Raw genomic sequence first — 22152 nt, 5'->3', positions numbered from 1 at the left:
CCTATATCCCCCCTTTTCGGTCTAGTTTCCCCCAGTCCATTTTGAGGTTGATACATTCATCAAAGGTTGCGAATATCTTTGAAATATTGATGACAGCGATGAAATAGAGCCTGTAAATCAGTGCGTAAATACTCAGCGACAGGTCTTCATGGGTTGTCAGGATGCAATAGAGTGCACCCGCTACATCCAATACAGAAAACAGCAGCCACCAGTAGAATATAAAAGCGCTGGTACCGCTTTCGATGGAGACATAGATAAAGAACAGCATGCCGAACAGGTCCAGTACCGGCCACATCACGGACTCGAACAACATATACCAGAGCACACAAAAACAGCGGGTATTCTCCAGCGGTTTTAACAGGTAGCTCCGATGTTTGTTAATTGATTGCAGTATTCCCCGGGTCCAGCGGTAGCGCTGCTTCAGAAGATCCAGCAGTTCATCCGGTGCCTCAGTATGGGCAAATGCCTCCGGCTCAAAGTCGATCCGATATCCATGTGCGATCAGCTTCATGGTCAGGTCGGCATCTTCAGCAAAGGTATCACTTTCGTAGCCCCCCACCTCCGCCAGCGCGCTGCGTCTGAATACGCCAACAGGGCCGGGAATAATGGTCACTAACTCAAACAGTGACTGGCCGTTGCGTACCATATTCAGACCTTCGATGTACTCCAGTGCCTGTAACCGCGTTAGCAGATTATGGCGGTTGCTGACATAGACAGAGCCTGCAACGGCTCCGATATCCGGGTCATCGAAATATCTTACCAGGCGTTCAATCGCATCCTCAGACAGCTTCGAGTCCGCATCGACCACCATCACCAGCTCGCCCCGGCATTGTTCGATACCAATATTTAATGCCGAAGCCTTACCTCCGTTGGGTTTGCGTACAGCAACCAGAGAGCGGACCCCGTCATCAAACTCCAGCTGTCTAGCTCGCTGAAACGTATCGTCAGTCGAGCCGTCATCAACCACGACAACTTCTATCAGCGGATATGTCTGGGCAACAATCGACAGAACCGACTTTTCGATGACCCTCGCCTCGTTATAAGCCGGGACGATCACGGACACCCGTTTGCCTGCCTGCGATTCCGTTTCATATCTCGCGGTACGCTGAATATTCTTCGCCAGAGAAAACAGCATCAACAGTACATAGCGCAGCAACAGCAGTATTGAGAATCCGAACAGCACTACCAGCGCGACCTGATGCAGTAAACTGAATGCGTTTTCCTCCAAGGCAAAAATCTGTAGCACAGCTGTCACTGCCAGTGCGCTCAATAGCGCCAGGCAGAACACCAGGCTAATAAGTTTCATTGCCAGTAATACTCCAGCTCAGCACGGCAGTCGGTACTTATATAAGACTGCTGTCCTGTATTCGAGCCACTGGAGTTATTGCGGCCGCAGCCGAGTTTGACCAGACCTTCATGATCAAACGGGTGTTGGAACCAGAGCCCCCAGGAATAAAGTTTCTTCGCATCCTCAAAGGTATAACCCAGTCCCAGATCACCGATAAACTGCCAGTTTCCACCGGGCATTAAGTAACTGCGAAGGCGGAATTTTGTCGAATCATAGAATTCGGGTGAGTAATAATCGTCAGTCTGCTCCTGATTCCACATATACCAACCACTGGCCGCCAGTTCGTAATGATAGTGTTGCTGGCGGCGTTGGCGGAAAACGAAATCAAACTGCCCGATGAGGTCACGGTTGCTATCACTTATATAGCCAAGTTCCAGGCCGTACCATAAAGCCCGCCCGTCCAGCAGCCGGTTGTACTGGTCAAAGCTCAACGCATGACGCCGGATCTCTTTCTGCAGGCTACGGCAACTCAGCTTGTCAAAGAACAGATTGCGGGAGCTGTAACCCAGGGTTGAGGTCTGGTTATCATCAGAGAATGTTTTTGAAAGGTGAGGAAAAACCCTGCTGCTGTCGTTAAGGCGGTCAATATAGATCCCGCCCTTGAGGTTGTGGTGCGACAGGGCAACCTCCACTGATCCACCCTCCTCTTCACCGCACTCCGGGCTATTAAAACGAAAGCGAGCAATCCTGAAGCCGAGTTCATAGTCGCCATACTCGTACTGCCCGCGAAGTGCAGGCTCGCGGAACCTGACATCATCCGAATCGCTGAAATAGCGAAAGGCCAGACCGGCCTGATTCGCCCGCGGTTCTGGCCGGTCACGAAACGCCGCATAACGATCCTGCTCGATAAAGCCCGATGCCCCGCTACTACCCCAGATGTTATCGGCCTGAGCATAGGAGGTTGCCAGGACATCATCCTCTCGTCGGGGATGCTTTTTCACGCCTGGCGGCATATAGATACCGGTAATGACCTTATCTCCGGGTTCGGTCTCCAGTGAACGCTGGCGCAGACGGATCAAATCAAGCTCGATCACAGCAGCCAGACCAGCCATGCCGGATACAGGTAGTTGCCCGGACTGCCAGCGCTCATCGCTGATCAGGCATCGATCCGCCTGACAGCTCAGCTGTAGCGTTTTCAGTCCGATATCACTATGTCCTGCTGTGCTGTAGTACTGATAAAACTGTACCCGGTAGAGCTGCCCGCCATCTTCTGTCGTCTCTTCATTAAGCAAGCGAGGCTGCAGCACAGCCAGCTTTATCCAATCGCTGCGTTCGAAGATTCTCGACTTGTAACTAATCCAACTCGCATTGTCGTTGTAACGGCGGCTGTAATACTGGCGGTACTGAGCGATCTCACGGCTTTCCCAGGCGGCAACCCAGCGATCTATAAACTGCTTTAACGGAGCATCGAGCGAGACGTGTTGCGGTAACGACCGACGCAGGGCCTTTAATCTGAGCATTGCCCTGGAGTACTGGTGGTTTTCAGACAGCTTTATGGCGCTGTAGTAACGCTCCATCGCTGGTAAAAAACGATCACTGCTTCCAACCCCGGGATTCAGCTGCGCCAGGCTGTAACGATATCGACTCAGCACGGCATCGTGATTGGCCAATCGATCCAGAAGTGGTTTATAGCGGGATGCCGCCTGCCGGTATTGATGGGTATAGAAATAACGATCGGCTTCCACCAGAGCGGCCATAAGCCCGGCTTCTACCGGTTGCTGAAACTGTGGATACCTTTCAGATAGCTGACGGTGATACTCGATCACAGCGCTGTCAGCTGGAAAACTAAAGCGCATGGTTTCAGCAACATTCAAGGCATCGGCGGGCCTTTCCGTCCACTGGTAGTTATTGGCTAACAAGCGAAGTGATTCGGGCGTGAAAAGCTGATATCCGTATCGCTCCAGATGCCTGAGACCGGCTGATAATTGTTGGTCTTTGAGATAGAGCCGGCCGACATTGAGGCGTGCCCCGCTATGGTCCGGCTTTACCCGCAGAAATTCCTCATAGTAGCGAATGGCATCCTGGATATTACCGCTGCGCTCGTAATCATTTGCCAGCGCCAGTGCCAGCGAGGCATCGCCGGGATTGGCGCTATAGGCCTGACGGGTCAGATTTATCAGGCCTGCGTAATCCTGACGGGCTTCCAATAATCCGCGTTTCAGAGCCTTTTTATCCAACACCTTGCTCTGAACCTGCTGCAATGGCTCGAAGTACTGTAGCGCGCGCTGACGATTCCCTTCCCTTAGATAGCTGAATCCTAGCAGCAAGCGGGTTTGCCAGAGCGCATCGGAAGCAGGCAAAGCGGTATCGAGTTGTAACAGTAACTGGCGTGCAGCTTGCGCCTGCCCCGACCAGTGTAAGGATTGGGCCAACAGCAACCTGGTTTCATTATCCGGATTTTCGATACGCTTCAGGTAGCCGATCGCTTCGCCATAAGCCCCTTCCCAGCTGAGATAACGCGCTAAAAGCAAAAGAGTCTCAGCTTCACCACCTGCTGTTCCGAGATGGTCCCTTAATGCCGCGATGGCCTGGCGTTGCTGACCATTGTTGTACTGGGTTCGGGCCAGCGAACGCAGATGGCTGTCATCAGGATTTTGCTGATAGTGACGCTTTAAGGTCGCAATCCTGCGCTCCACCGAACGATCAATCTGCTGCTGCAGTGTTCTAATCCAGCCCGCATCAGGATGCTTCCTGGCCATCTCCGTAACAACGGGCTGGGCTTCCTGGTAGCGCTTTTGAATAAGCAGGTTTCTGGCAAGCATCCGGCCGTCTGCCACCAGATTCTGCTGTCGCCACAGCGGCAGCAAACTGTTAATAGCACAATCAGTCAGACTGATACCATCACAGGCACGCGCCTTTAATCTCTGAAGGCTCGCACTGTTCTGTTCCGTTTCCAGTTTACGCGCCAACCGGAATGCCTCTTCAAAGTACCTTTTCTCTACGAGGTACTCCAGATAGGCCTGCCTGGCCGGTAAGCTGAGTGTGAAATTGTTCTGTGTCAGCCAGCCATAGAGTTCAAGTGTCAGGCTGCCGGAATCGGCTCTGGCCTGTGCCTTAATCACTTTTTCCGTTGCTGCTGTGTCATAGGGGTTTTCAAGCCCTGCGCGACGCAGCAGTTCACTGGCTTGACTGATGGTATTCAGCTGCGCATCAATCCGGCGCAACCGGTTACTGTCAACACCATCCTGCGCCAGCCGATTAAGCGTCATCCGCGCCGACCTGAAGTCCCCCCCTAGCAATTGCTGCTCCAGCCGTTGCTCTGCATTCACAACGTCCTGATCCTGCTGTATCGAAGCAGCAGTGTCCGGAAGGCGATCCGGGTCGGCAATTGCCATTGTCGAAAGACAACATATTAATGTCAGAGATCCTATTCGTTGCATAAAACACCTGCCGTCCTGAATTGGTAGGCTTCCCGAATATCCAGCAATTCCGCCTGAGGGTCGAAAGCACTGACCTTGGCTTCAATCTGGCAACAGTTGTGGTCCATCATATTGGGAGCAAAGAACTTAAGCAGTAACTCGTCTTCACTGTAGTAAACCGCATCATAGGGGCGGCTCAGGTGAATATTGCCGAACGCTTTGTAATCGTTGTTACTGACCCTGAAGGTAAAGACGCTGAAATACAGCCGGTGATCCAGAAAGATTTTCACCATCTGATTGAACAGGTCGGCTTCATTAAAATAGTGGTTTCTGTTCGGCACCCTACTGAATACCGATGTATAGAAGTTGATTTCCAGTGCCCGCTCGACAGTCAGCACCAGGTCTTCCAGATAGTACTCGGCCGCAAAGAGCTCGTAGCAACCCTGCTGTGCAGCTTTCAGCTTATCCTGCTTGCGGATATGGGGTTCGGGACTGATTTTAATAACCTTCAGGCTGTTCTCATCAGCAATATCAAACAGCGAAAACTCGGAGGGTTCAGAGGCAGCGTAGATGGTCAGGTCGGGGCGGGTCATTATACGTGAAACGATAATTGCCAGTTCCGGAGGGATAACTTCCAGTTTAAATCCCGGAAAACGGAACAGATAACGCAGGCGACTTATGGTTCTGGCATCTTCGCTGACCAGCAGTACTCGCTTAGTCGTATCAAAGCCATTAAGACCTGATCCGTTCGAAGTAATATGGAAGTGGCCACGACTGTTTACAACCATCGAGTATCCGTGACAGTGCAAAGAGTGGACTGAAGAGACGACGTCAATGCCACGTACCATCTCGGCCTGAGATGCCCTGCTGACATTGAGTTCCAGATCTATATTCTTGTCGACAGCTCCCAGGAATACCTGATCGGTATCCGCACTTTTCTGCAGGGTCAGAAATAACTTCTTCTTATTATCAGCCGCGGCGGTGGTTATTTCGCTGAAGAAGGCATCAATGTAGCTTCTATCCTGAACCTCGAAAAATTCGTCCACCCGATGCAACAAAACCACATCTGAGTTCGCCTCGGCAATAAGCCTTTTCAAATCTGCCAGAACAAGAGCGTAGCCAAGCTGTTGCTTAAGCGCTTTCCAATCCTCTTTTAGCGAAACAATTTCCAGGTGGTCTACTGCATCGAACACATGGGCACATTGCTCACGAATGTGCCGGAGCTTTTTACCGGATACTGCTTTCTGGTAGGGTGAAATAACCGTTACCCTGCTAAACCCGCGTAGCCTGATAAGCAGATATACCAGTGTCAGCTTTCCGCTTTGCCGCTCTCCGGAAACGATACAACTATCCGATCTGTTCAGTGCGCTCTGCAGCTGATCCATTGTTTAATCCCCCACCCATTGCCTTCAGCCTAGATCAGGGAAACAACAACCTCCAGCCACATTGCGCCACCAGCCGTTTCAAACAGCCAGTATCCGAAAAACGTCTTATGGGGTAGATAAAAACAGCGAAAACGCAAATATTGTGCAGATAAAATTTATAAACACAGGGCGTGTCAGTCTGAAACCGGTCAGTATCAAACGATCGCTAATCGAAAAGACTGACTGAGTAATAACGCAGCCGGCGACCTGGTCGCGGAGGAATCTGGCATCGCTGATTTGAAAATCAGCGGGCCTGAGGCAGCCTGACAAACCCTTCCAACGGGTCTGGCAGCGCAGTGATTGATTTAGCCCCGTTCCCGGGGCTTTAAGATCTATTCGCAGGTTATCCTGCTACTCCGTCAATAAAACAGCCTGGCCTGACTCTCGCATATGGTCTGCCTTATCGCTGATATAACGCTGGAAACTCTTATAACGCTCAAAGTGGCCAGCACTGACATATTCCAGCGCGCTGTTCAGATGAAAGGCGCGAACGTAGCTGTCGATGCGAAGCTGTTCCTGCCCGGAGCGGTCATAGAGGATCAGGCTGGGGAAATAACTTAAGCCGGCTTCACGTACCCAATCAGCGGCAGGCATTGTCCGTCCGTCCGGAAATACGGCGCGCTGATCGGAGGTAGCATCAATTCGAGCCACTGCGAAGTATTTCAGCTGTGCATTCACATCAGGCCGTGCCAGAAGGTCCGTATGAAAGTCATTGCAACTCTTACAACCGGGGTACTCCACCAGCAACGCTTTCGGCTGATCCTCAACGGCCACCATAGCCTGCGTAGAGAGCAGGTAAGGCTGTGAGTACATCGAACTGGCGCTCTTTTCGATAAGCAGCTGCGACAGTGGGGTGTCCTGATTACCGCTGACAACATAATCGAGAATCTTGCTGAATACCGCTTTGGGACGATAGCCATCTATCCTCAATCCCGCCTCACCGGTCGGCTTAAGGAATACCAGCGTCGGGGTGTACTGAATCTTCCACTTTTCCGCCAGTGCTTTTTCGCTGAGTACCGAACCATCAGCCAGCGTCACTTCGCGATCGCCCCAGATATTCAGCGAGATCACATCGAAATGATCACGAATAAAGCCTGACAGTTGAGGATCGAGAAAATTGTTTCTCACCATGGCATAGCAGTACGGGCAGCCCTTCTGATGGAAATACAACAGTACCTGCCGGTTCTCTTCCGCCGCTTCACTGGCATCATCTTCCAGCTCAAGAAAGCTCTGCTTAAACCAGTACGGGTCGGCGATCTCCTGTCCGGCTTCCATTTCGATTTCTGCAGCAACAATCCTCAGTGGAAACAGAATCAGCAATACGAGCATGATCCGAAACAGCATGGGTTTTCATCCTTAAATTTATTGTTCGCCGCTGTCTTTCTCAGCCAGCGGATAGAGACCGTCCCAACCAAAACCACGAAACAGCTGGTCGATAAAATCATCAACCGGAGCGGTCACCGTCGTACGCTCGCCCGATACAGGGTGATCAAATTCCAGCTGCGTTGCCATCAGGAGCAGTCGCTCAACGCCGTAGTGATCTTTAAAGGCCTTATTGTGCCGCAGGTCACCATGCTTGGTATCACCGACCAAAGGATGAGCGACATGCTTCATGTGCCGGCGAATCTGATGCTTACGCCCGGTATGGGGCTTCACCTCAACCAGCGAGTAGCGTGACTGGGGATACTTGCCCACGGCGATCGGGAGTTCTACGGTTGCCAGCCTGCGATAGGCGGTCTGGGCGTCCTGAGCCGGTTTATCGACGGAAGCGTATTTATCAGCAATCTTATCCAGCTTCTCCTTAAGGGCATAATCAATAAACCCCTCTTCATCGGTATAACCGCGGGTCACGCAAAGGTAGGTCTTCTTTACCTTACGTCCGGTGAACTGTTCGTTCAGCGCCCTGGCCACATCGGCGTTCTTACCAAACAAAATGACACCGGATGTCGGTCTGTCCAGACGGTGGATGGTGTAGGCGCTGTGCCCGAGATAGGCTTTCAGTAATCCGGTGAGGTGTGGCGTGCTGCGCGGAGCGATAAAGCTGGGATGCACCAGCAGGCCGGAAGGTTTGTCGACAGCAATAATATGCTCATCTTCAAACAGTATTTTAAGTTCAGACATGGAAGCGGTGTCATCAGGCAGGCGAATTAGACAGATGGCGGAGGGACAGGGATTCGAACCCTGGGAGCCTCTCGACCCGCCGGTTTTCAAGACCGGTGCTTTCGACCACTCAGCCATCCCTCCACGCCTGCGGCAGTTTCTCTCAGACCGGTTCCTTTTGCAAGCTCGAAACTGCAGCTGCAATCGGAGCGATAAATCGAACCAGCCCTTGCAAATCGGGTCATAATCCCTATAAATACAGTCAACGATGTTATCAAAGCATGAGGGAAACAATGCGTAACGCCAAAACTTACGATATCGGTACAGAGCGATCGGTTGGTGAAACCAACAAAATGATTCGCAACACATATATGTTGCTGTCCATGACACTGGTTTTCAGTGCTGTGACCGCAGGTATATCCATGGCGATGAACCCTCCGTTCATTGTTTATCTGGCCAGTGTGATCGGTAGTTTCATCATGCTGTTTATCCTGAACAAGAAGCAGAACAGCGCTGCGGCATTGCCAATGGTGTTCGCCTTCACCGGCATGATGGGCTTTGGCCTGGGCCCGCTGCTTAATCACTATCTGGGACTGCCTAACGGCGCGGATATTGTGATGACAGCGATGGGCATGACTGCGATCACTTTCCTGGGATTGTCCGCGTTCGTACTGAGTTCGAAGAAAGACTTCAGCTTCATGGGCGGCTTCCTCAGTGCAGGTATCATGGTCGCGCTGATTGCGATGGTCGCCCTGTTTGTGCTGCCAATGTTCGGTGTGGATATCGGCATGGCTCACCTGGCACTGTCGGCACTGGTTGTACTGCTGATGTGTGGATTCATCCTGTATGACACCAGCAATATTGTGAATGGCCACTACACCAACTACATCATGGCCACTGTCAGCCTGTACCTGAACATCTATAACCTGTTCGTACACCTGATGAGCCTGCTGGGCTTCATGAACGACGACTAAGACTGTCTAAACGTCTTACAAGCCCCGCTGTCTTTGCTAAGATGGCGGGGCTTTTTCTTTTCTGTCAGTGATCCAGAATTTCCATGATTTTCTCTATCGTAATTCAGTCGGCTCCTTACAGCCGCCAAGCCGCCGAAAGCGCCCTGCGCTTCGCCCAGGCCCTGCTTGATGCAGGCCATAGCATTCACCGGGTGTTTTTCTACGCTGACGGCGTACAGTGTGGCAATAACCTTGCGTCCCCGCCGCAGGATGAGATCAACCTGCCTCAACACTGGCAGCAGCTCGCCTCCGAGCACCAGCTCGATCTGGTGGTTTGTATCGCCGCAGCCGTGAAACGTGGCGTCCTCGATCAGAACGAAGCCGGACGCTACGAGAAAAGCGGACACAATCTGGCTGACGGATTTGAACTTTCGGGCCTTGGACAGCTGGCAGAGGCCACTCTGGTCTCTGATCGCGTTATCACTTTCGGAGGCTGAAAATGAGCAAATCTGTGCTGATTGTTAACCGTAAAGCACCCTACGGCAGCAGCGCCCCCCGGGAAGCGCTGGATGTCGCCCTGACCTGCGGCGTATTTGAACAGCCCGTCAGCCTGTTGTTTCTTGGGGATGCCGTCTTCCAGCTGCTAAAGGCCCAACAGCCTGACGCTATTGGACAAAAGAACCTGGCATCCAACCTTAGCGCACTGCCGATGTACGATATTGATCAGCTATTCGTCTGTGCCGAGTCCCTGGCCAACAACGGCCTCGATCCTGATGATCTGATCCTGCCGGTTACACTGCTGGAAAAGGACTCAGTTGCCCCCCTCTTTGCTAACCATGATGTTGTACTGACATTCTGAGGTCTTATGGCACTTCATACATTAAACCGCGCCCCGGCTGACAGCAGCTGTTTGCAGGACTGTCTGAATGCGATGACTCCGGGCGACGAACTGATCCTGATCGAGGACGGCGTCTACCATGCCCTGCCGGCGCATATTGGTAAGCTTGAAAAAGACAACCTTAAGATCTGGGTACTGAGTGAAGACGCCCATGCCCGCGGCATCAGCGCACGCCTCGCCAAGGCCGCAATAGTGACTGACAGTGCTGGATTTGTCGGACTATGCTGTTCGCAAGATAAGGTTGTGAGCTGGTTCTGATGAATATTGAGATTGATGGCACCATCATCGCACTGGACCCGGAGGGCTACTTGCGGGATTTAAACCAGTGGACCCCGTCCGTGGCAGAATACCTGGCTCAGCAGGAAGGCATTTCCCTTTCCGAAGAACATTGGGAAATCATTGATGTCTTGCGCGAGTTCTACCACAACTTCGAACAATCTCCGGCCATGCGCCCGCTGGTAAAAGCGACCGGTATCAAACTGGGGCCGGAGAAAGGGAAGAGCATTCACCTGATGCGCCTGTTCCCGGAGAGTCCGGCCAAAGTCGGCGCCCGGATAGCAGGCCTGCCTAAACCCACCAACTGCCTGTAGGATAAAAACAATGACCACAGTAGCATTTCTGGGCATCGGCCTGATGGGACGTCCCATGGCCGAAAATCTGTTGAAAGCCGGTTTTAAACTCAATGTCTGGAACCGCACCCTGAGTAAGACGACTCCCCTGACTCAGCTTGGCGCCAGCGCATATGCGTCTGCGGCGGATGCCGTAGCCGATGCGGAGATCGTCATCACGATGCTGGAAAATGGTCCGGTGGTAGAGCAGGTGCTGTTCAACGACGGTGTAGCCGACAGCTGCCGCAATGGTTCACTGATCATCGATATGAGTTCAATTCCCCCGGAGATGGCCAAGCACCATGCCAAACGCCTGTCATCGCTGGGCATGGCGTACCTCGATGCGCCGGTTTCAGGCGGCACTGTAGGCGCTGAGCAGGCCACATTGGCGATAATGGCCGGCGGCGGCAAAGCAGATTTTGAGCGCGCCCAGCCTCTGTTTCAGGCACTGGGCAAGGCAACTTATATAGGCCCCAGCGGCTCCGGTCAGCTCGCCAAATGCGCCAATCAGGCGATTGTCGGTATTACCATCGGTGCCGTTTCCGAAGCCCTGCTGCTAGCAGCCGAAGGCGGAGCTGATCCGGCGGCGGTAAGAGATGCCCTGATGGGAGGGTTTGCTGCCAGCCGTATACTGGAGCTGCATGGCGAACGAATGATTGAGCGTAACTTTGTACCGGGTGCCACCTCCCGGGTTCAGCTTAAAGACCTGAATACCATTCTCGATACGGCAGACGCCGAGTCACTGACCCTGCCCCTGGCCAAGACAGTACGGGACAGCTATCAGGCAATGATCGATAACGGACTGGAGGAGCGTGATCACAGCGCACTGCTATTACAGCTGGAAGCGATCAACAATACCCGGCTTAACGATAAGCCAGAAAGAAACGGGACAGCATAATGCCTCGCTTCGCAGCCAACCTCAGTATGCTGTTCACCGAAATGCCGATGGCACAGCGATTTTCCGCTGCAGCGACGGCTGGATTCCGACAGGTAGAATTACAGTTTCCCTATGAGCTGACCGCAGATGAGCTCGATACGCTGCTCACTGAAAATCAGCTGAGGCTGTTACAGATTAACCTGCCGGCAGGTAACTGGGCTGGCGGCGAACGCGGTATCGCATGCCATCCGGATCGGACAGAAGAGTTCAGGCGGGGTGTTGAACAGGCACTAAGCTATGCTAAACGGCTTGGTATCCGCCAGATCAACTGCCTGTCCGGCATAAGACCGGAAGCGGTCACTGATGCACTGGCTGCAGAAACTTTTATTTCAAATATCAGCTTTGCCGCCGATAGACTAAATGAGCACGGTATAGCGCTGCAGATTGAAGCGATTAATACTCAGGACATACCAGGCTTCTATTTAAACAACAGTACACAGGCATTCGATATTATTGACCGTTGTGGTCGTGACAACCTCTATTTCCAATATGATGTCTATCATATGCAGATAATGGAGGGGAATTTAATAACCCGCTTACGTGCAAATCTGGATAAAGTCAGCCATATTCAGATAGCTGACGTACCGGGACGCCACGAACCAGGGACCGGGGAAATAAATTTTCCTAATCTTTTCAAAGCACTCGATGCTATGGGATACTCAGGCGCAGTCAGTCTGGAATATATCCCGGAACATGGAACCCTAAGCAGCCTAGGCTGGCTTAGCGAACTGAATAATCAGGTGGTAGTGAAACATGAGTCTACAGGCAGCTGCTGAACATCTGAAAACGATGCAGGCAAGTATAGATCAGACCAAAGCGGAGCAGGCAGAGGGTTCTCGCCGCACCAATCAGGAAGAAGTCGTTTATCACCAGTGGGCAACATTTAAAGTTGATAACGAGCTGTATGGCATCGACGTTATCCAGGTAAAGGAAGTATTACGCTACAGCGAAATCACACCTGTTCCGGGTTCTGATTACTTTGTTCTGGGTATTATCAACCTGCGCGGTAATGTCGTGACGGTGATCGACACCCGACAGCTGTTCGGCCTTCCGGCTGTGCCGATCGATGATGACACCCGAATCATTGTGGTTGAATACAACGAGCAGGAAGTTGTCGGACTCGTGGTAGACAGCGTTGATGAAGTCATCAACCTGCCTCAGAACGACGTTGAGCGAGCACCGAACGTTTCCGGTGAAGAGGGCTCCAAACGCTTTGTACAGGGCGTTTGCTACTACAGCAATCAGCTGATCATCCTGCTGGATCTGATCAAGATGCTGGTCAGCATCACGCCCGCTGATCAGAACGACGAATTCTGATTCCTCGCCGCGGTTATCCTTATTCAGGGTAACCGCGTTCAACCTTATACAGCCTCCCCCACTGCAACATCACCCTCCCAGATGAACGGCAATTTTGCGGTAATCGGCCTGGTGGCGATGCTCCCAGCAATAAACGCCCTGCCAGGTTCCCAACGCCAGTTCTCCCTGAATCACCGGTATCGAAAGCGTCGTGGACGTTAATGCTGCCTTGATATGAGCGGGCATATCGTCCTCCCCTTCAAATACATGGGTATAGAGCGGATCATTTTCCGGTACCAGGCGGGATAGCCAGTTTTCAAGGTCGATACGCGCACTTGGGTCTGCATTTTCCTGAATGGTCAGACTGGCACTGGTGTGCTGGATAAGCAATGAGCAGAGTCCCTCCCGTAGTCCCGACCGTCGCACCATAGCCTGCAACTGTGCCGTAAACTCGTAGAGCCCCTGGGAACCGGTTTTTACCTTAATAATTTCGACCATTCTACCCCCTCTGACGCTGATGCAGCGCTAACCTGACCACTTCTGGCGCATGGTAACACACAATAAAAAAGGCCCCTGAACGAATCCAGGAGCCTTCAGGCGATACTACCGCTAATGCAGAATTACATTACGCGGTTAGTTGTCAGGTACTTGGAGTCAGCCTGAGGCCCTGTGCCATCAGCATAGAGAGTCACACCGGAGCGAAGACAGGCTGACAGATTGATATGAGAATCTTCTGTATCGGCCGGCAGCAGGTGTTCAACCATCGATTTCTCGTCCAGCAACTCCTGCTCGGTAGCGGTCATACGCTGGCGGGCGAACTCGTTGATCTCCAGCCCCTGTACAATCTGGTATCGGCCATAGTCACAGCGCACCGGGAAAGAGTAGAAGATACCTTTAGCGATGCCATAGCTGCCATCACTGCAAATACTCATGCTCACCACTTCGCCGGTTTCAGTCCCGAGCGACCAGTCATGCATATGGTCGACAATCGCCTGGGCCGCGGAAGCGGCAGAGGACTGGCCGCGGGCTTTGATAATCTCACCGCCACGCGTCTGAATCTTGGGGATAAACTCTTCGCGATACCACTGGGTATCGATCTGCGCCATCGCCGAGCGGCCCAGAATAGTCGCCTGGTGCAGGTCAGGGAACTGGGTGGTTGAGTGGTTGCCCCAGATAATGACATTCTTGATATCTTTCGGGCTGGCACCGGTCTGGTTCGCCAGGATACCGCGGGCGCGGTTATGATCCAGCCGAGTCAGCGCAGTAAACTGGCATGGGCTCAGGTCGGGCGCGTTGCGGCTGGCAATCAGTGCATTGGTATTGGCCGGGTTACCTACGACCAGTACTTTAACATCGCGGTTAGCAAAATCATTCAGCGCCTTACCCTGACGGGTAAAGATCTCTGCATTGACCTCAAGCAGATCACGACGCTCCATACCTGGCCCACGGGGACGGGCACCGATCAGCAGTGCATAGTGAACGTTATTAAAGCCATCTTCTACGTTGTCATGCAATGTGATGGTATGCAGCAGGGAATATGCGCAATCCTCAAGCTCCATCGCAATACCACGCAGCGCCTCCATCGCCTGCGGCATCTCTACCAGCTGCAGGATTACAGGCTGATCCTTGCCAAACATTTCGCCGGAAGCGATTTTAAACAAAAGGTTATTTGCAATGCTGCCGGCCGCGCCGGTAACAGCAATACGAACTGGACGTCTCATTTAGTTACTACCCTCAGAAATATAGTTATAGTGTTTTTATTGTTCTATACAAAAGTATAATGCCATATATATCGCAAAGTAACTGACGAAGCTTACAAGAAAGCGACAACAAGCGGCTAATTTCGGGTAATAAGCGATAAAAGCACTGAATGTAACGCTGCCAGTCACAGCATCCCGGCCCGAGAGAGCCAAGGTAGAGTGCTTGCCCATGCTTCAGACACAAAAAAAGCCGCTTGGCGGCCTTTAAAGATCAATCTGTAATTTCTATGCTGCTGCGGAAAACAGCCTGAAGAAGTTCTCACTGGTGATCTCAGCCAGCTCCTCCAGCCTGACCCCCTTTATGTCGGCAACACACTGCGCGACTTCAACGACATACCTGGGCTCATTCTTCTTACCCCGGTAAGGAACCGGCGCAAGGTAAGGCGCATCTGTTTCAATCAGCAAGCGATCAAGCGGAACCTGCTTAACTACATTTCGCAGTTCTTCTGCATTTCGGAATGTAACGATACCGCTAATTGAGATCATATAGTTCAGATCAAGCGCGTCACGTGCCATTTCCCAGCTTTCGGTAAAACAGTGCAGCACACCGCCAACCTCAGGGTCGCCGGACTGACGGATAATATCCAGCGTATCCTGGCGGGCATCACGGGTGTGCACAATGGTGGGCAACCCACTCTGGGACGAGGCTATCAGGTGATTTCGAAAGCTCTGTTGCTGCAGCTCGATAGTATCCTGCTGATAGTAGTAATCGAGCCCGGTTTCACCGATAGCCACGATGCGCTCCCGCGTAGTTTCCGCAATCAGCTCCTCAACAGATACCACACCCTTATCAGCACTCAGCGGGTGAACGCCGACAGAGGCGAACACCTGGCTATATGGCTCGATCAGGCTGTACATGCGCTGGAACTGTTCCATCTCAACCGAGACACAGAGCATCTTGCTAACCTGACACTGCTCTGCCTGCGATAACAGCGCGCTCAGGTCGCCATCGTAAGGAGTAAGGTCGAGCTTATCCAGATGGCAATGGGAATCAATATACATATAAAAAAGAAAATACCGGAGCTGGAATCAGAGGGCGTTAGTTCGACGCTCAGAATTTAGCGCACCCGCAAGATGGGTCTCTATCTTATTCACCAGAGCCGAGTCATCAGCAGTAAACTGAATACCTATACCCGGTACGCGACCGCCCTGAGCTCCCTTCGGGGTCACCCAGATGACCTTGCCGGTCACTGGAATTTTCTCGCCCTCTTCCATCAGGTCCAGCAACATGAACACCTCTTCACCAAGATGGTAGTTGTGGGCCGTCGGAATGAAAAGCCCACCATTCGTGACATAGGGCATATATGCCTGGTAAAGGTCTTCCTTGGTTTCAATCTGAAGAGAAAGTATTCCGTGACTCAGGCGAGGTATAGCGGCCATGGGCTGAGCGTCTCCGTCATGTTGCCAATGCCGCCCAGTCGAGCAGCAGAGATTCCAGCAACATCTGTTTATTTGGATTTTGCCTTAACATCAATCCACGCCGTTCCTCCTGGACCCGGGTGGAGAGAGCAAAGATTTTAACCGGACTGCTTTTTTTGGCAACAGCCTGCAGCATATTACTGGCATCCAGTTGCCGTATATCGACGCCTTCAGCGGCAGAAAGCCGCGCAATCTCCCCCAGCATGCTGTACAGCCAGCCAAGCAATCGTTCAAGGTCTAGCTTCTGCCAGGATTGCGCCACATCGACTACGGTTCTGCGTTGTTTAAGTACGTCCGCCAGACCTCGCACCAGCTCAGAGCGCTCCTCAGCCAGCCCCTCTTTCTCGAATGCGCAGGCAGCACGCGGGGCGCCATTGGTGATGCGCAGGAGTTTAAGCGCCTTATCCCTGTCTGTCTCCAGCTCAGCTGCCAGCCACTGCACGGCAGTCGCCTCGTCAGGCGCATGGCAATCGACCCGCTGACAGCGACTCTTAATGGTTGGCATGACCTGACCAAAACGGTCTGTAATCAGAATAAGGATAGTATCCTTGCCAGGCTCTTCCAGCGTTTTCAGCAGGGCATTGGCAGACGCCGTATTCATCGCATCGGCGGGGTCCAGAATAATCACCCGGTACCCGCCTTGCTGGGCGGTACTGTAGACAAAATCAGTTAAGGCCCGGATCTGGTCCACTTTAATCACCTTGCCAACCTCTTCCGGTTCCAGACGGAACAGATCCGGATGGGTATCGTGATCATTGAGCTGACAGGAGCGACACTGACCGCAACGCTGGCCGTCTGCAGGGGACTGACAGAGCAGGTAACGACCGAAAGCATCGGCCAGCTGCGCCTTGCCTATCCCCCGGGGACCGGTAAAAACCAGCGCATGGGGTAAGCGTTTATTCTGGTGCAGGTCGGTCAGGTACTGCCAACGCTCCTGCAACCAGGGATAAAGTACCTGTCGGCTCAAGATGATGCCTCCATAAAGCGGTTCAGCGCTGTATCGATTTGCTGCTGTACCTGTTGCAGCGAAACCGAAGCATCGATCACAGCAAACCGCTGCGGGTCCGCTTCAGCCCGGTCCAGATATCCCTGACGCACACGTTCAAAGAAAGCTACTTTTTCCAGCTCAAAGCGGTCCGGCGCACTTCGCTCACTGGCACGCTTGAGGCCAATTTCGACCGACAAATCCAACAACAGGGTCAGGTCAGGCTGCAGCCCTTTCTGAACCAGTTGTTCCAGCAACGATATCTGCTGCAGATCCACGCCCCGCCCCGCCCCCTGATAGGCGAATGTCGCATCGGTAAATCGGTCACTTACGACCCAGGCCCCTCGCGCCAGGGCTGGCTGTATAACGTTCTTAATGTGCTGGGCGCGCGCCGCAAACATCAGCAACAGTTCTGTGTCCTCGGATACGGACTCTTCCCGTGGCTGCAACAGCATCCCGCGAAGCTCCTCTGCCAGAGGCGTACCACCCGGCTCACGCGTCAATACCACTTCCACTCCCCTGTCCTGCAATAACTGACACAGATAGGTGATATTGGTTGATTTACCGACACCCTCGGTGCCTTCCACGGTAATAAAACGACCTTTACTTGGAGTAGCCATTAAATCTCTCAGGGACTGGAACGATAATCTTTACGCCGCTTCAGCTGGTATTTACGTACAGCACGGTTGTGCTCGTTTAGCGTAGCGGAGAACTGGTGACTGCCATCGCCCTTGGCAACAAAATACAGCGACTTTCCATGTTGTGGATTCAGTGCCGCAGTGATGGCTTCCGGACCGACCAGTGCGATAGGCGTAGGCGGCAGGCCGTTGATAACATAGGTATTATAAGGTGTCGGACGGCGCAGATCTGCGCGGGTGATATTACCCTCATAGCGCTCCCCCATACCATAGATAACTGTTGGATCCGTCTGCAACCGCATCCCTTTCCAGAGGCGTCTTACAAACACCCCGGCAATCTGCGGACGCTCCTCACTACGCGCTGTTTCCTTCTCTACAATCGACGCCATAATCAGCGCTTCATACATATTCTTATATGGCAGCTTGGCCGGGCGATTCTTCCATGCCCTGTCCAGAGTTTGTGTCAGCATTGCATGAGAGCGTTTCAGAATATCAAGATCGGACGCGCCGCGGTGAAAACTGAACGTTTCGGCCAGAAATATACCTTCTGCAGATTTGTACTGAATACCCAGTTTTTTCAGCAGCTCCGTTTCAGATAAACCTGAAAGCTCCTGCTTTAGCACCTCGTTCGCTTCAAGCGAGCGTCTCATCTCTGCAAATGAGGTACCTTCTACGATGGTAAAGTTGTAACTGATCGACTTACCCTCAACCAGTTGATCGATCAGCATCACCGGCGTCGTCCCTGGCTTAATAAGGTACTCACCCGCCTTGACCCGTGCCGCCAGCTTACTCAGACGGCCATACAGTTTCAGTAACAGAGGCTCTTCAATAAGCTGTTCCTGCTGTAACTGACTTGCCAGCCGGCTAAAACCGGTACCTTTTTCAACTGTTAGAACACGCTCTTCTGCCAGCGCCAGCGGCGTTGCCAGGAACGCCTGATAGCGATTCCAGCCGACAAAGCCTGCCGCCGTAGTGATCAGAATCAGAACGAGCGCAAAAGTTACTACCTTTTTCACGCTTACATCTCCTTAGACAACAGCCTTTGTAGCTCAAGGGTGACCTGACCCACAGGGTACTTTTGCCCAGCCAGCTCGACGACTGGCCAGATATCGATAAGGCTGTTACAGAAAAAAATCTCTTCGGCCTGGTCTAGCTGGGCGGGTCGATATCGCCCCTCCTCCACAGCCAGCCCGGCAGCGCGCGCCAGATCAATCAGGCGGTTCCGCACAATACCACTGACGCCGCATCGATCCAGCAGCGGCGTCTGCAGCACACCCTGATGCACCCAGAATAGATTGCTCATAGTGCCTTCCGCCAGATACCCCTCGCAATCGCAAACAATCCCCTCGGCTATCTCAGGGTCATGCCATTCATTTCTCGCAAGCACCTGTTCTATCCGGTTGAGGTGCTTAATCCCGGCCAGGGCTGGATTCAGTCCCAGCTCCAGCTTACAGAAACGCGCTTTCACTCCTGCTTCGGCACGATCGCCATAATCTGCCATTTCGCTGATCATGATAACGCGGGTCGTGTTGCTGATACCGGCGTGACTATAGCCTCTTCCACCAACACCCCGCGTCAGGATCAGCTTCATCACCGCCTGCTCCGGCAGTGAGATAGTTTCTACCTCTTGCCGAAGCTGCAGCACGGCGCCGGGATCCATTCCAAGTCCTATAGCACCATCGGTCATACGCCGGAAGTGCTGATCAGCGAACACGGGAGAATGAGCCGAAACTTTGATGGTTTCAAAAAGCCCGTCACCGTACGCCAGCCCCCGATCCCTGACATCAAGCTGCTCTGACTTTCTGCCGTTAACCCAGATTGACTGCATGCCAACTTCCTCTGAATACATCACCTAACACAAGGCAGACGCGATAACGGCAAACCTTTGTAATAAATGGAAATATTATACTGAGAGAGTGTTCCGGCAGCTGGCCGCCGGACGCTATTCAAACAGACTTAAACAGCAGCGTACCGTTGGTACCGCCAAAGCCAAATGAATTGGAAAGTGCTGTGTTGATTGCCATCTGCTGCGGCTCATGTGGAACGTAATTGAGATCGCACCCATCCGACGGCGAGTCAAGATTCATTGTGGGCGGTGCAACCTGATCCCGGATCGCCAGCACAGAGAAAATTGCTTCGACCGCTCCTGCCGCTCCCAGCAAGTGCCCGATCATGGACTTGGTCGAGCTGATCGCCAGGTCACTGGCAACCGCAGAAAACACCGTTTTGACGGCATTGGTTTCCGCCAGGTCTCCGGCCGGAGTTGAGGTACCGTGGGCATTGATATATCCCACCTGTTCGGGATCAATCTCAGCATCCCGGATCGCATTGCGCATCGATAACGCAGCACCGGCACCATTTTCTGGCGGAGCAGTTATATGAAAGGCATCATCGCTCATACCAAAGCCAGCAAGTTCAGCGTAGATCTTCGCCCCTCTGGCCTTAGCTCTTTCGTACTCTTCCAGCACCATGATACCGGCACCATCTCCCAGTACAAAGCCATCGCGACCTTCGTCCCAGGGGCGACTTGCAGCCTCAGGGTTATCATTTCGGGTAGACAACGCCCTGGCAGCAGAGAATCCCGCAATGCCCAGCGGTGTCGTTGCCATCTCCGCTCCACCGGCAATCATCACATCAGCATCACCATACTGAATCATGCGCATTGCCTGCCCGATGTTATGGGTACCTGTAGTACAGGCTGTAGTGATAGCGATATTTGGCCCCTGAAAGCCAAAACGTATAGCAAGATTCCCGGCAATCATATTAACAACGCTGCCCGGAACAAAAAACGGGGATACACGACGAGGACCACTAGTGTTCAGCAGCTCGACATTCTTTTCAATCATCGGAAGACCGCCAATACCAGACCCCACGGCACACCCGATTCTGGGTGCTGTGTCTTCTGTTACTACCAGACCGGCATCCTCGATAGCCTGAGTTGCCGCAGCCATCCCGTATTGAATAAAGAGATCTATCTTACGAGCCTCTTTCGGGCTCATATAAGGGCTTACATCAAAGCCTTTTACCGAAGCCGAAAAGCGAGTAGCAAACTGTGTGGTGTCAAACTGGTCAATTGGCGCAATGCCACTTGTTCCTGAGAGGATATTGCTCCATGTTTCTTCAACGCTGTTACCGACCGGGGTAACCATGCCCATACCGGTCACAACAACCCGCCTGCGTGACATCATGCTCCTCCTGCTTATGCAGAAAAAAGAAAAGCCGCACTATCAAGATAGATGCGGCCTTTCGGGTATTCTTGACTGTAGCGATTACTGGTTAGCGTTGATGTAATCGATAGCCAGCTGAACAGTAGTGATTTTTTCAGCTTCTTCGTCCGGGATCTCAGTCTCGAACTCTTCTTCCAGAGCCATCACCAGCTCAACAGTGTCCAGGGAGTCAGCGCCCAGATCTTCAACGAAAGAAGCTTCGTTGGTTACTTCCTCTTCTTTAACACCCAGCTGTTCAGCGATGATTTTCTTAACGCGCTCTTCAATGTTACTCATAACTCTTCCTATCTTCTTATCAACACCAGCGCACCTTTTAGATGCGAGGCGTGGATTTTATTAAAAGCGGTATACCTAGTTCAAGGGCACCGCCTTATTTTTACTCTCAAACCTGACGGCTCATTATCAACAATTCGCCGAAAAAAACAATTACTGATGTGTATGGCTTACGCCATATACATGCCGCCATTGACCTGAATCGATTCACCAGTGACATATGCGCCACCCTGACCGGCCAGAAAACCAACAACTGCAGCGATTTCTTCAGGCTGACCCAGACGATTCATAGGAATCTGGGCCTTGAGATTCTCTTTATGCTCTTCCGCCAGACCACTGGTCATATCGGTATCAATAAAGCCAGGCGCTACACAGTTAACTGTGATATTGCGGGAACCAACCTCACGCGCTAGGGCACGTGTAAAACCTTCCATACCTGACTTTGCCGCAGCATAGTTTGCCTGACCGGCGTTGCCCATTGATGCGACAACGGAGCTGACGCTGATGATACGGCCCCAGCGCGCTTTTGTCATGCCACGCAGGCAACCTTTAACCAGACGGTAGACAGAGGTCAGGTTAGTGTTCAGAACATCTCCCCACTCATCATCCTTCATACGCATAAGGATGTTGTCACGGGTAATACCGGCGTTGTTCACCAGGATTTCGACGTTGCCGAAATCAGTCTGAACGGCTTTGATCACTGCATCCACAGATTCAGAATCGGCAACGTTCAGTACCATACCGGTACCTTTAATGCCTGCAGCCTGCAGATATTCAGAAATAGCTGCTGCACCTTTATCACTGGTGGCGGTGCCGACTACGACTGCACCCTGACGCCCCAGATCTTCAGCGATAGCCTTACCGATGCCTCGCGTTGCTCCGGTTACAAGTGCAACCTTACCTTCAATACTCATCTCATATCCCTCA

General features: G+C 52.5%; 24 protein-coding genes and 1 tRNA gene. 8 read left to right on the top strand and 17 right to left on the bottom strand.

The genetic code is table 11. The features are described 5' to 3' along the window. Nucleotide 1: 1 nt before the first annotated feature. From Q354_RS0101620 to Q354_RS0101595, 6 genes are all read right to left on the bottom strand, one after another. On the bottom strand, nucleotides 2–1306 hold the full coding sequence (locus Q354_RS0101620) for a glycosyltransferase family 2 protein (RefSeq protein ID WP_051559802.1): 1305 nt from the start codon (nucleotides 1304–1306) through the stop codon (nucleotides 2–4). Continuing rightward, nucleotides 1303–4728: a tetratricopeptide repeat protein gene (locus Q354_RS0101615; protein WP_156948130.1), complete on the bottom strand. Its 3426-nt coding sequence runs from the start codon at nucleotides 4726–4728 to the stop codon at nucleotides 1303–1305. Before Q354_RS0101615 ends, Q354_RS0101620 begins: the two co-directional genes overlap by 4 nt. After that, the gene (locus Q354_RS0101610; protein ID WP_027856086.1) at nucleotides 4716–6092 is read right to left on the bottom strand and encodes a hypothetical protein; all 1377 of its coding nucleotides are present in this window, start codon (nucleotides 6090–6092) and stop codon (nucleotides 4716–4718) included. The genes Q354_RS0101615 and Q354_RS0101610 overlap by 13 nt, the downstream gene beginning before the upstream one ends. A gap of 390 nt (nucleotides 6093–6482) precedes the next feature. After that, on the bottom strand, nucleotides 6483–7475 hold the full coding sequence (locus tag Q354_RS0101605; RefSeq protein ID WP_027856085.1) for a thioredoxin family protein: 993 nt from the start codon (nucleotides 7473–7475) through the stop codon (nucleotides 6483–6485). An 18-nt stretch (nucleotides 7476–7493) separates the two neighbouring features. Then, entirely contained in the window at nucleotides 7494–8252 is a 759-nt protein-coding gene (locus Q354_RS0101600; protein ID WP_027856084.1) for a pseudouridine synthase, read from the bottom strand. A gap of 35 nt (nucleotides 8253–8287) precedes the next feature. Next, a tRNA-Ser gene (locus tag Q354_RS0101595) sits at nucleotides 8288–8375 on the bottom strand. A 149-nt stretch (nucleotides 8376–8524) separates the two neighbouring features. Between Q354_RS0101595 and Q354_RS0101590 the strand changes: the two genes are divergently transcribed. The 8 genes from Q354_RS0101590 to Q354_RS24230 all read left to right on the top strand — a co-directional run bounded on the left by Q354_RS0101590 (nucleotide 8525) and on the right by Q354_RS24230 (nucleotide 12944). Further along, on the top strand, nucleotides 8525–9205 hold the full coding sequence (locus Q354_RS0101590) for a Bax inhibitor-1/YccA family protein (protein ID WP_027856083.1): 681 nt from the start codon (nucleotides 8525–8527) through the stop codon (nucleotides 9203–9205). An 83-nt stretch (nucleotides 9206–9288) separates the two neighbouring features. Continuing rightward, on the top strand, nucleotides 9289–9681 hold the full coding sequence (gene tusD, locus Q354_RS0101585) for a sulfurtransferase complex subunit TusD (protein WP_027856082.1): 393 nt from the start codon (nucleotides 9289–9291) through the stop codon (nucleotides 9679–9681). A 2-nt stretch (nucleotides 9682–9683) separates the two neighbouring features. Next, the gene (gene tusC, locus Q354_RS0101580; protein ID WP_027856081.1) at nucleotides 9684–10043 is read left to right on the top strand and encodes a sulfurtransferase complex subunit TusC; all 360 of its coding nucleotides are present in this window, start codon (nucleotides 9684–9686) and stop codon (nucleotides 10041–10043) included. A gap of 6 nt (nucleotides 10044–10049) precedes the next feature. Next, nucleotides 10050–10340, top strand: coding sequence for a sulfurtransferase complex subunit TusB (gene tusB / locus Q354_RS0101575; RefSeq protein WP_027856080.1), 291 nt, complete (start codon nucleotides 10050–10052; stop codon nucleotides 10338–10340). Then, nucleotides 10340–10672, top strand: coding sequence for a TusE/DsrC/DsvC family sulfur relay protein (locus tag Q354_RS0101570; RefSeq protein WP_036228182.1), 333 nt, complete (start codon nucleotides 10340–10342; stop codon nucleotides 10670–10672). The genes tusB and Q354_RS0101570 overlap by 1 nt, the downstream gene beginning before the upstream one ends. 10 nt (nucleotides 10673–10682) lie before the next feature. Further along, nucleotides 10683–11588, top strand: a complete 906-nt coding sequence (locus tag Q354_RS0101565; RefSeq protein WP_027856078.1) for an NAD(P)-dependent oxidoreductase — start codon at nucleotides 10683–10685, stop codon at nucleotides 11586–11588. Further along, nucleotides 11588–12403, top strand: coding sequence for a hydroxypyruvate isomerase (gene hyi / locus Q354_RS0101560; protein ID WP_027856077.1), 816 nt, complete (start codon nucleotides 11588–11590; stop codon nucleotides 12401–12403). The genes Q354_RS0101565 and hyi overlap by 1 nt, the downstream gene beginning before the upstream one ends. Continuing rightward, nucleotides 12381–12944, top strand: coding sequence for a chemotaxis protein CheW (locus Q354_RS24230; protein ID WP_084332431.1), 564 nt, complete (start codon nucleotides 12381–12383; stop codon nucleotides 12942–12944). Before hyi ends, Q354_RS24230 begins: the two co-directional genes overlap by 23 nt. Nucleotides 12945–13013: 69 nt before the next feature. On the opposite strand, the gene Q354_RS0101550 is transcribed toward Q354_RS24230, so the two are convergent. The 11 genes from Q354_RS0101550 to fabG form a co-directional block, all read right to left on the bottom strand. Beyond that, entirely contained in the window at nucleotides 13014–13421 is a 408-nt protein-coding gene (locus Q354_RS0101550) for a secondary thiamine-phosphate synthase enzyme YjbQ (protein WP_027856076.1), read from the bottom strand. Nucleotides 13422–13543: 122 nt separating this feature from the next. Beyond that, nucleotides 13544–14644 carry a malate dehydrogenase gene (locus Q354_RS0101545; RefSeq protein WP_027856075.1) on the bottom strand — a complete coding sequence of 367 codons (1101 nt, stop codon included), beginning with the start codon at nucleotides 14642–14644 and terminating at the stop codon, nucleotides 13544–13546. A 264-nt stretch (nucleotides 14645–14908) separates the two neighbouring features. Further along, entirely contained in the window at nucleotides 14909–15685 is a 777-nt protein-coding gene (locus Q354_RS0101540; RefSeq protein WP_027856074.1) for a TatD family hydrolase, read from the bottom strand. A gap of 27 nt (nucleotides 15686–15712) precedes the next feature. Beyond that, nucleotides 15713–16063: a PilZ domain-containing protein gene (locus tag Q354_RS0101535; RefSeq protein WP_027856073.1), complete on the bottom strand. Its 351-nt coding sequence runs from the start codon at nucleotides 16061–16063 to the stop codon at nucleotides 15713–15715. Nucleotides 16064–16079: 16 nt separating this feature from the next. Continuing rightward, a complete protein-coding gene (locus Q354_RS0101530; protein ID WP_036228180.1) occupies nucleotides 16080–17069 on the bottom strand; it encodes a DNA polymerase III subunit delta' in 990 nt (329 codons plus the stop codon). Further along, the gene (gene tmk, locus Q354_RS0101525; RefSeq protein ID WP_027856071.1) at nucleotides 17066–17707 is read right to left on the bottom strand and encodes a dTMP kinase; all 642 of its coding nucleotides are present in this window, start codon (nucleotides 17705–17707) and stop codon (nucleotides 17066–17068) included. Before tmk ends, Q354_RS0101530 begins: the two co-directional genes overlap by 4 nt. Before the next feature lie 8 nt (nucleotides 17708–17715). Further along, complete coding sequence (gene mltG / locus Q354_RS0101520) at nucleotides 17716–18741, bottom strand: endolytic transglycosylase MltG (protein ID WP_027856070.1); 1026 nt, start codon at nucleotides 18739–18741, stop codon at nucleotides 17716–17718. A gap of 2 nt (nucleotides 18742–18743) precedes the next feature. After that, nucleotides 18744–19553 carry an aminodeoxychorismate lyase gene (gene pabC, locus Q354_RS0101515; RefSeq protein WP_027856069.1) on the bottom strand — a complete coding sequence of 270 codons (810 nt, stop codon included), beginning with the start codon at nucleotides 19551–19553 and terminating at the stop codon, nucleotides 18744–18746. A 118-nt stretch (nucleotides 19554–19671) separates the two neighbouring features. Beyond that, the gene (gene fabF, locus Q354_RS0101510) at nucleotides 19672–20910 is read right to left on the bottom strand and encodes a beta-ketoacyl-ACP synthase II (RefSeq protein WP_027856068.1); all 1239 of its coding nucleotides are present in this window, start codon (nucleotides 20908–20910) and stop codon (nucleotides 19672–19674) included. An 84-nt stretch (nucleotides 20911–20994) separates the two neighbouring features. Further along, nucleotides 20995–21228: an acyl carrier protein gene (gene acpP, locus Q354_RS0101505; protein WP_027856067.1), complete on the bottom strand. Its 234-nt coding sequence runs from the start codon at nucleotides 21226–21228 to the stop codon at nucleotides 20995–20997. 167 nt (nucleotides 21229–21395) lie between these two features. Beyond that, nucleotides 21396–22139 (bottom strand): 3-oxoacyl-ACP reductase FabG, encoded by a 744-nt coding sequence (gene fabG, locus Q354_RS0101500; protein WP_027856066.1) that lies wholly within the window; start codon nucleotides 22137–22139, stop codon nucleotides 21396–21398. Between the last annotated feature and the right edge of the window lie 13 nt (nucleotides 22140–22152).

Source organism: Marinobacterium jannaschii DSM 6295 (genome assembly GCF_000620085.1).
Taxonomy (GTDB): Bacteria; Pseudomonadota; Gammaproteobacteria; order Pseudomonadales; family Balneatricaceae; genus Pontibacterium; species Pontibacterium jannaschii.
This window is presented reverse-complemented; position numbering and strand designations above follow the sequence as displayed.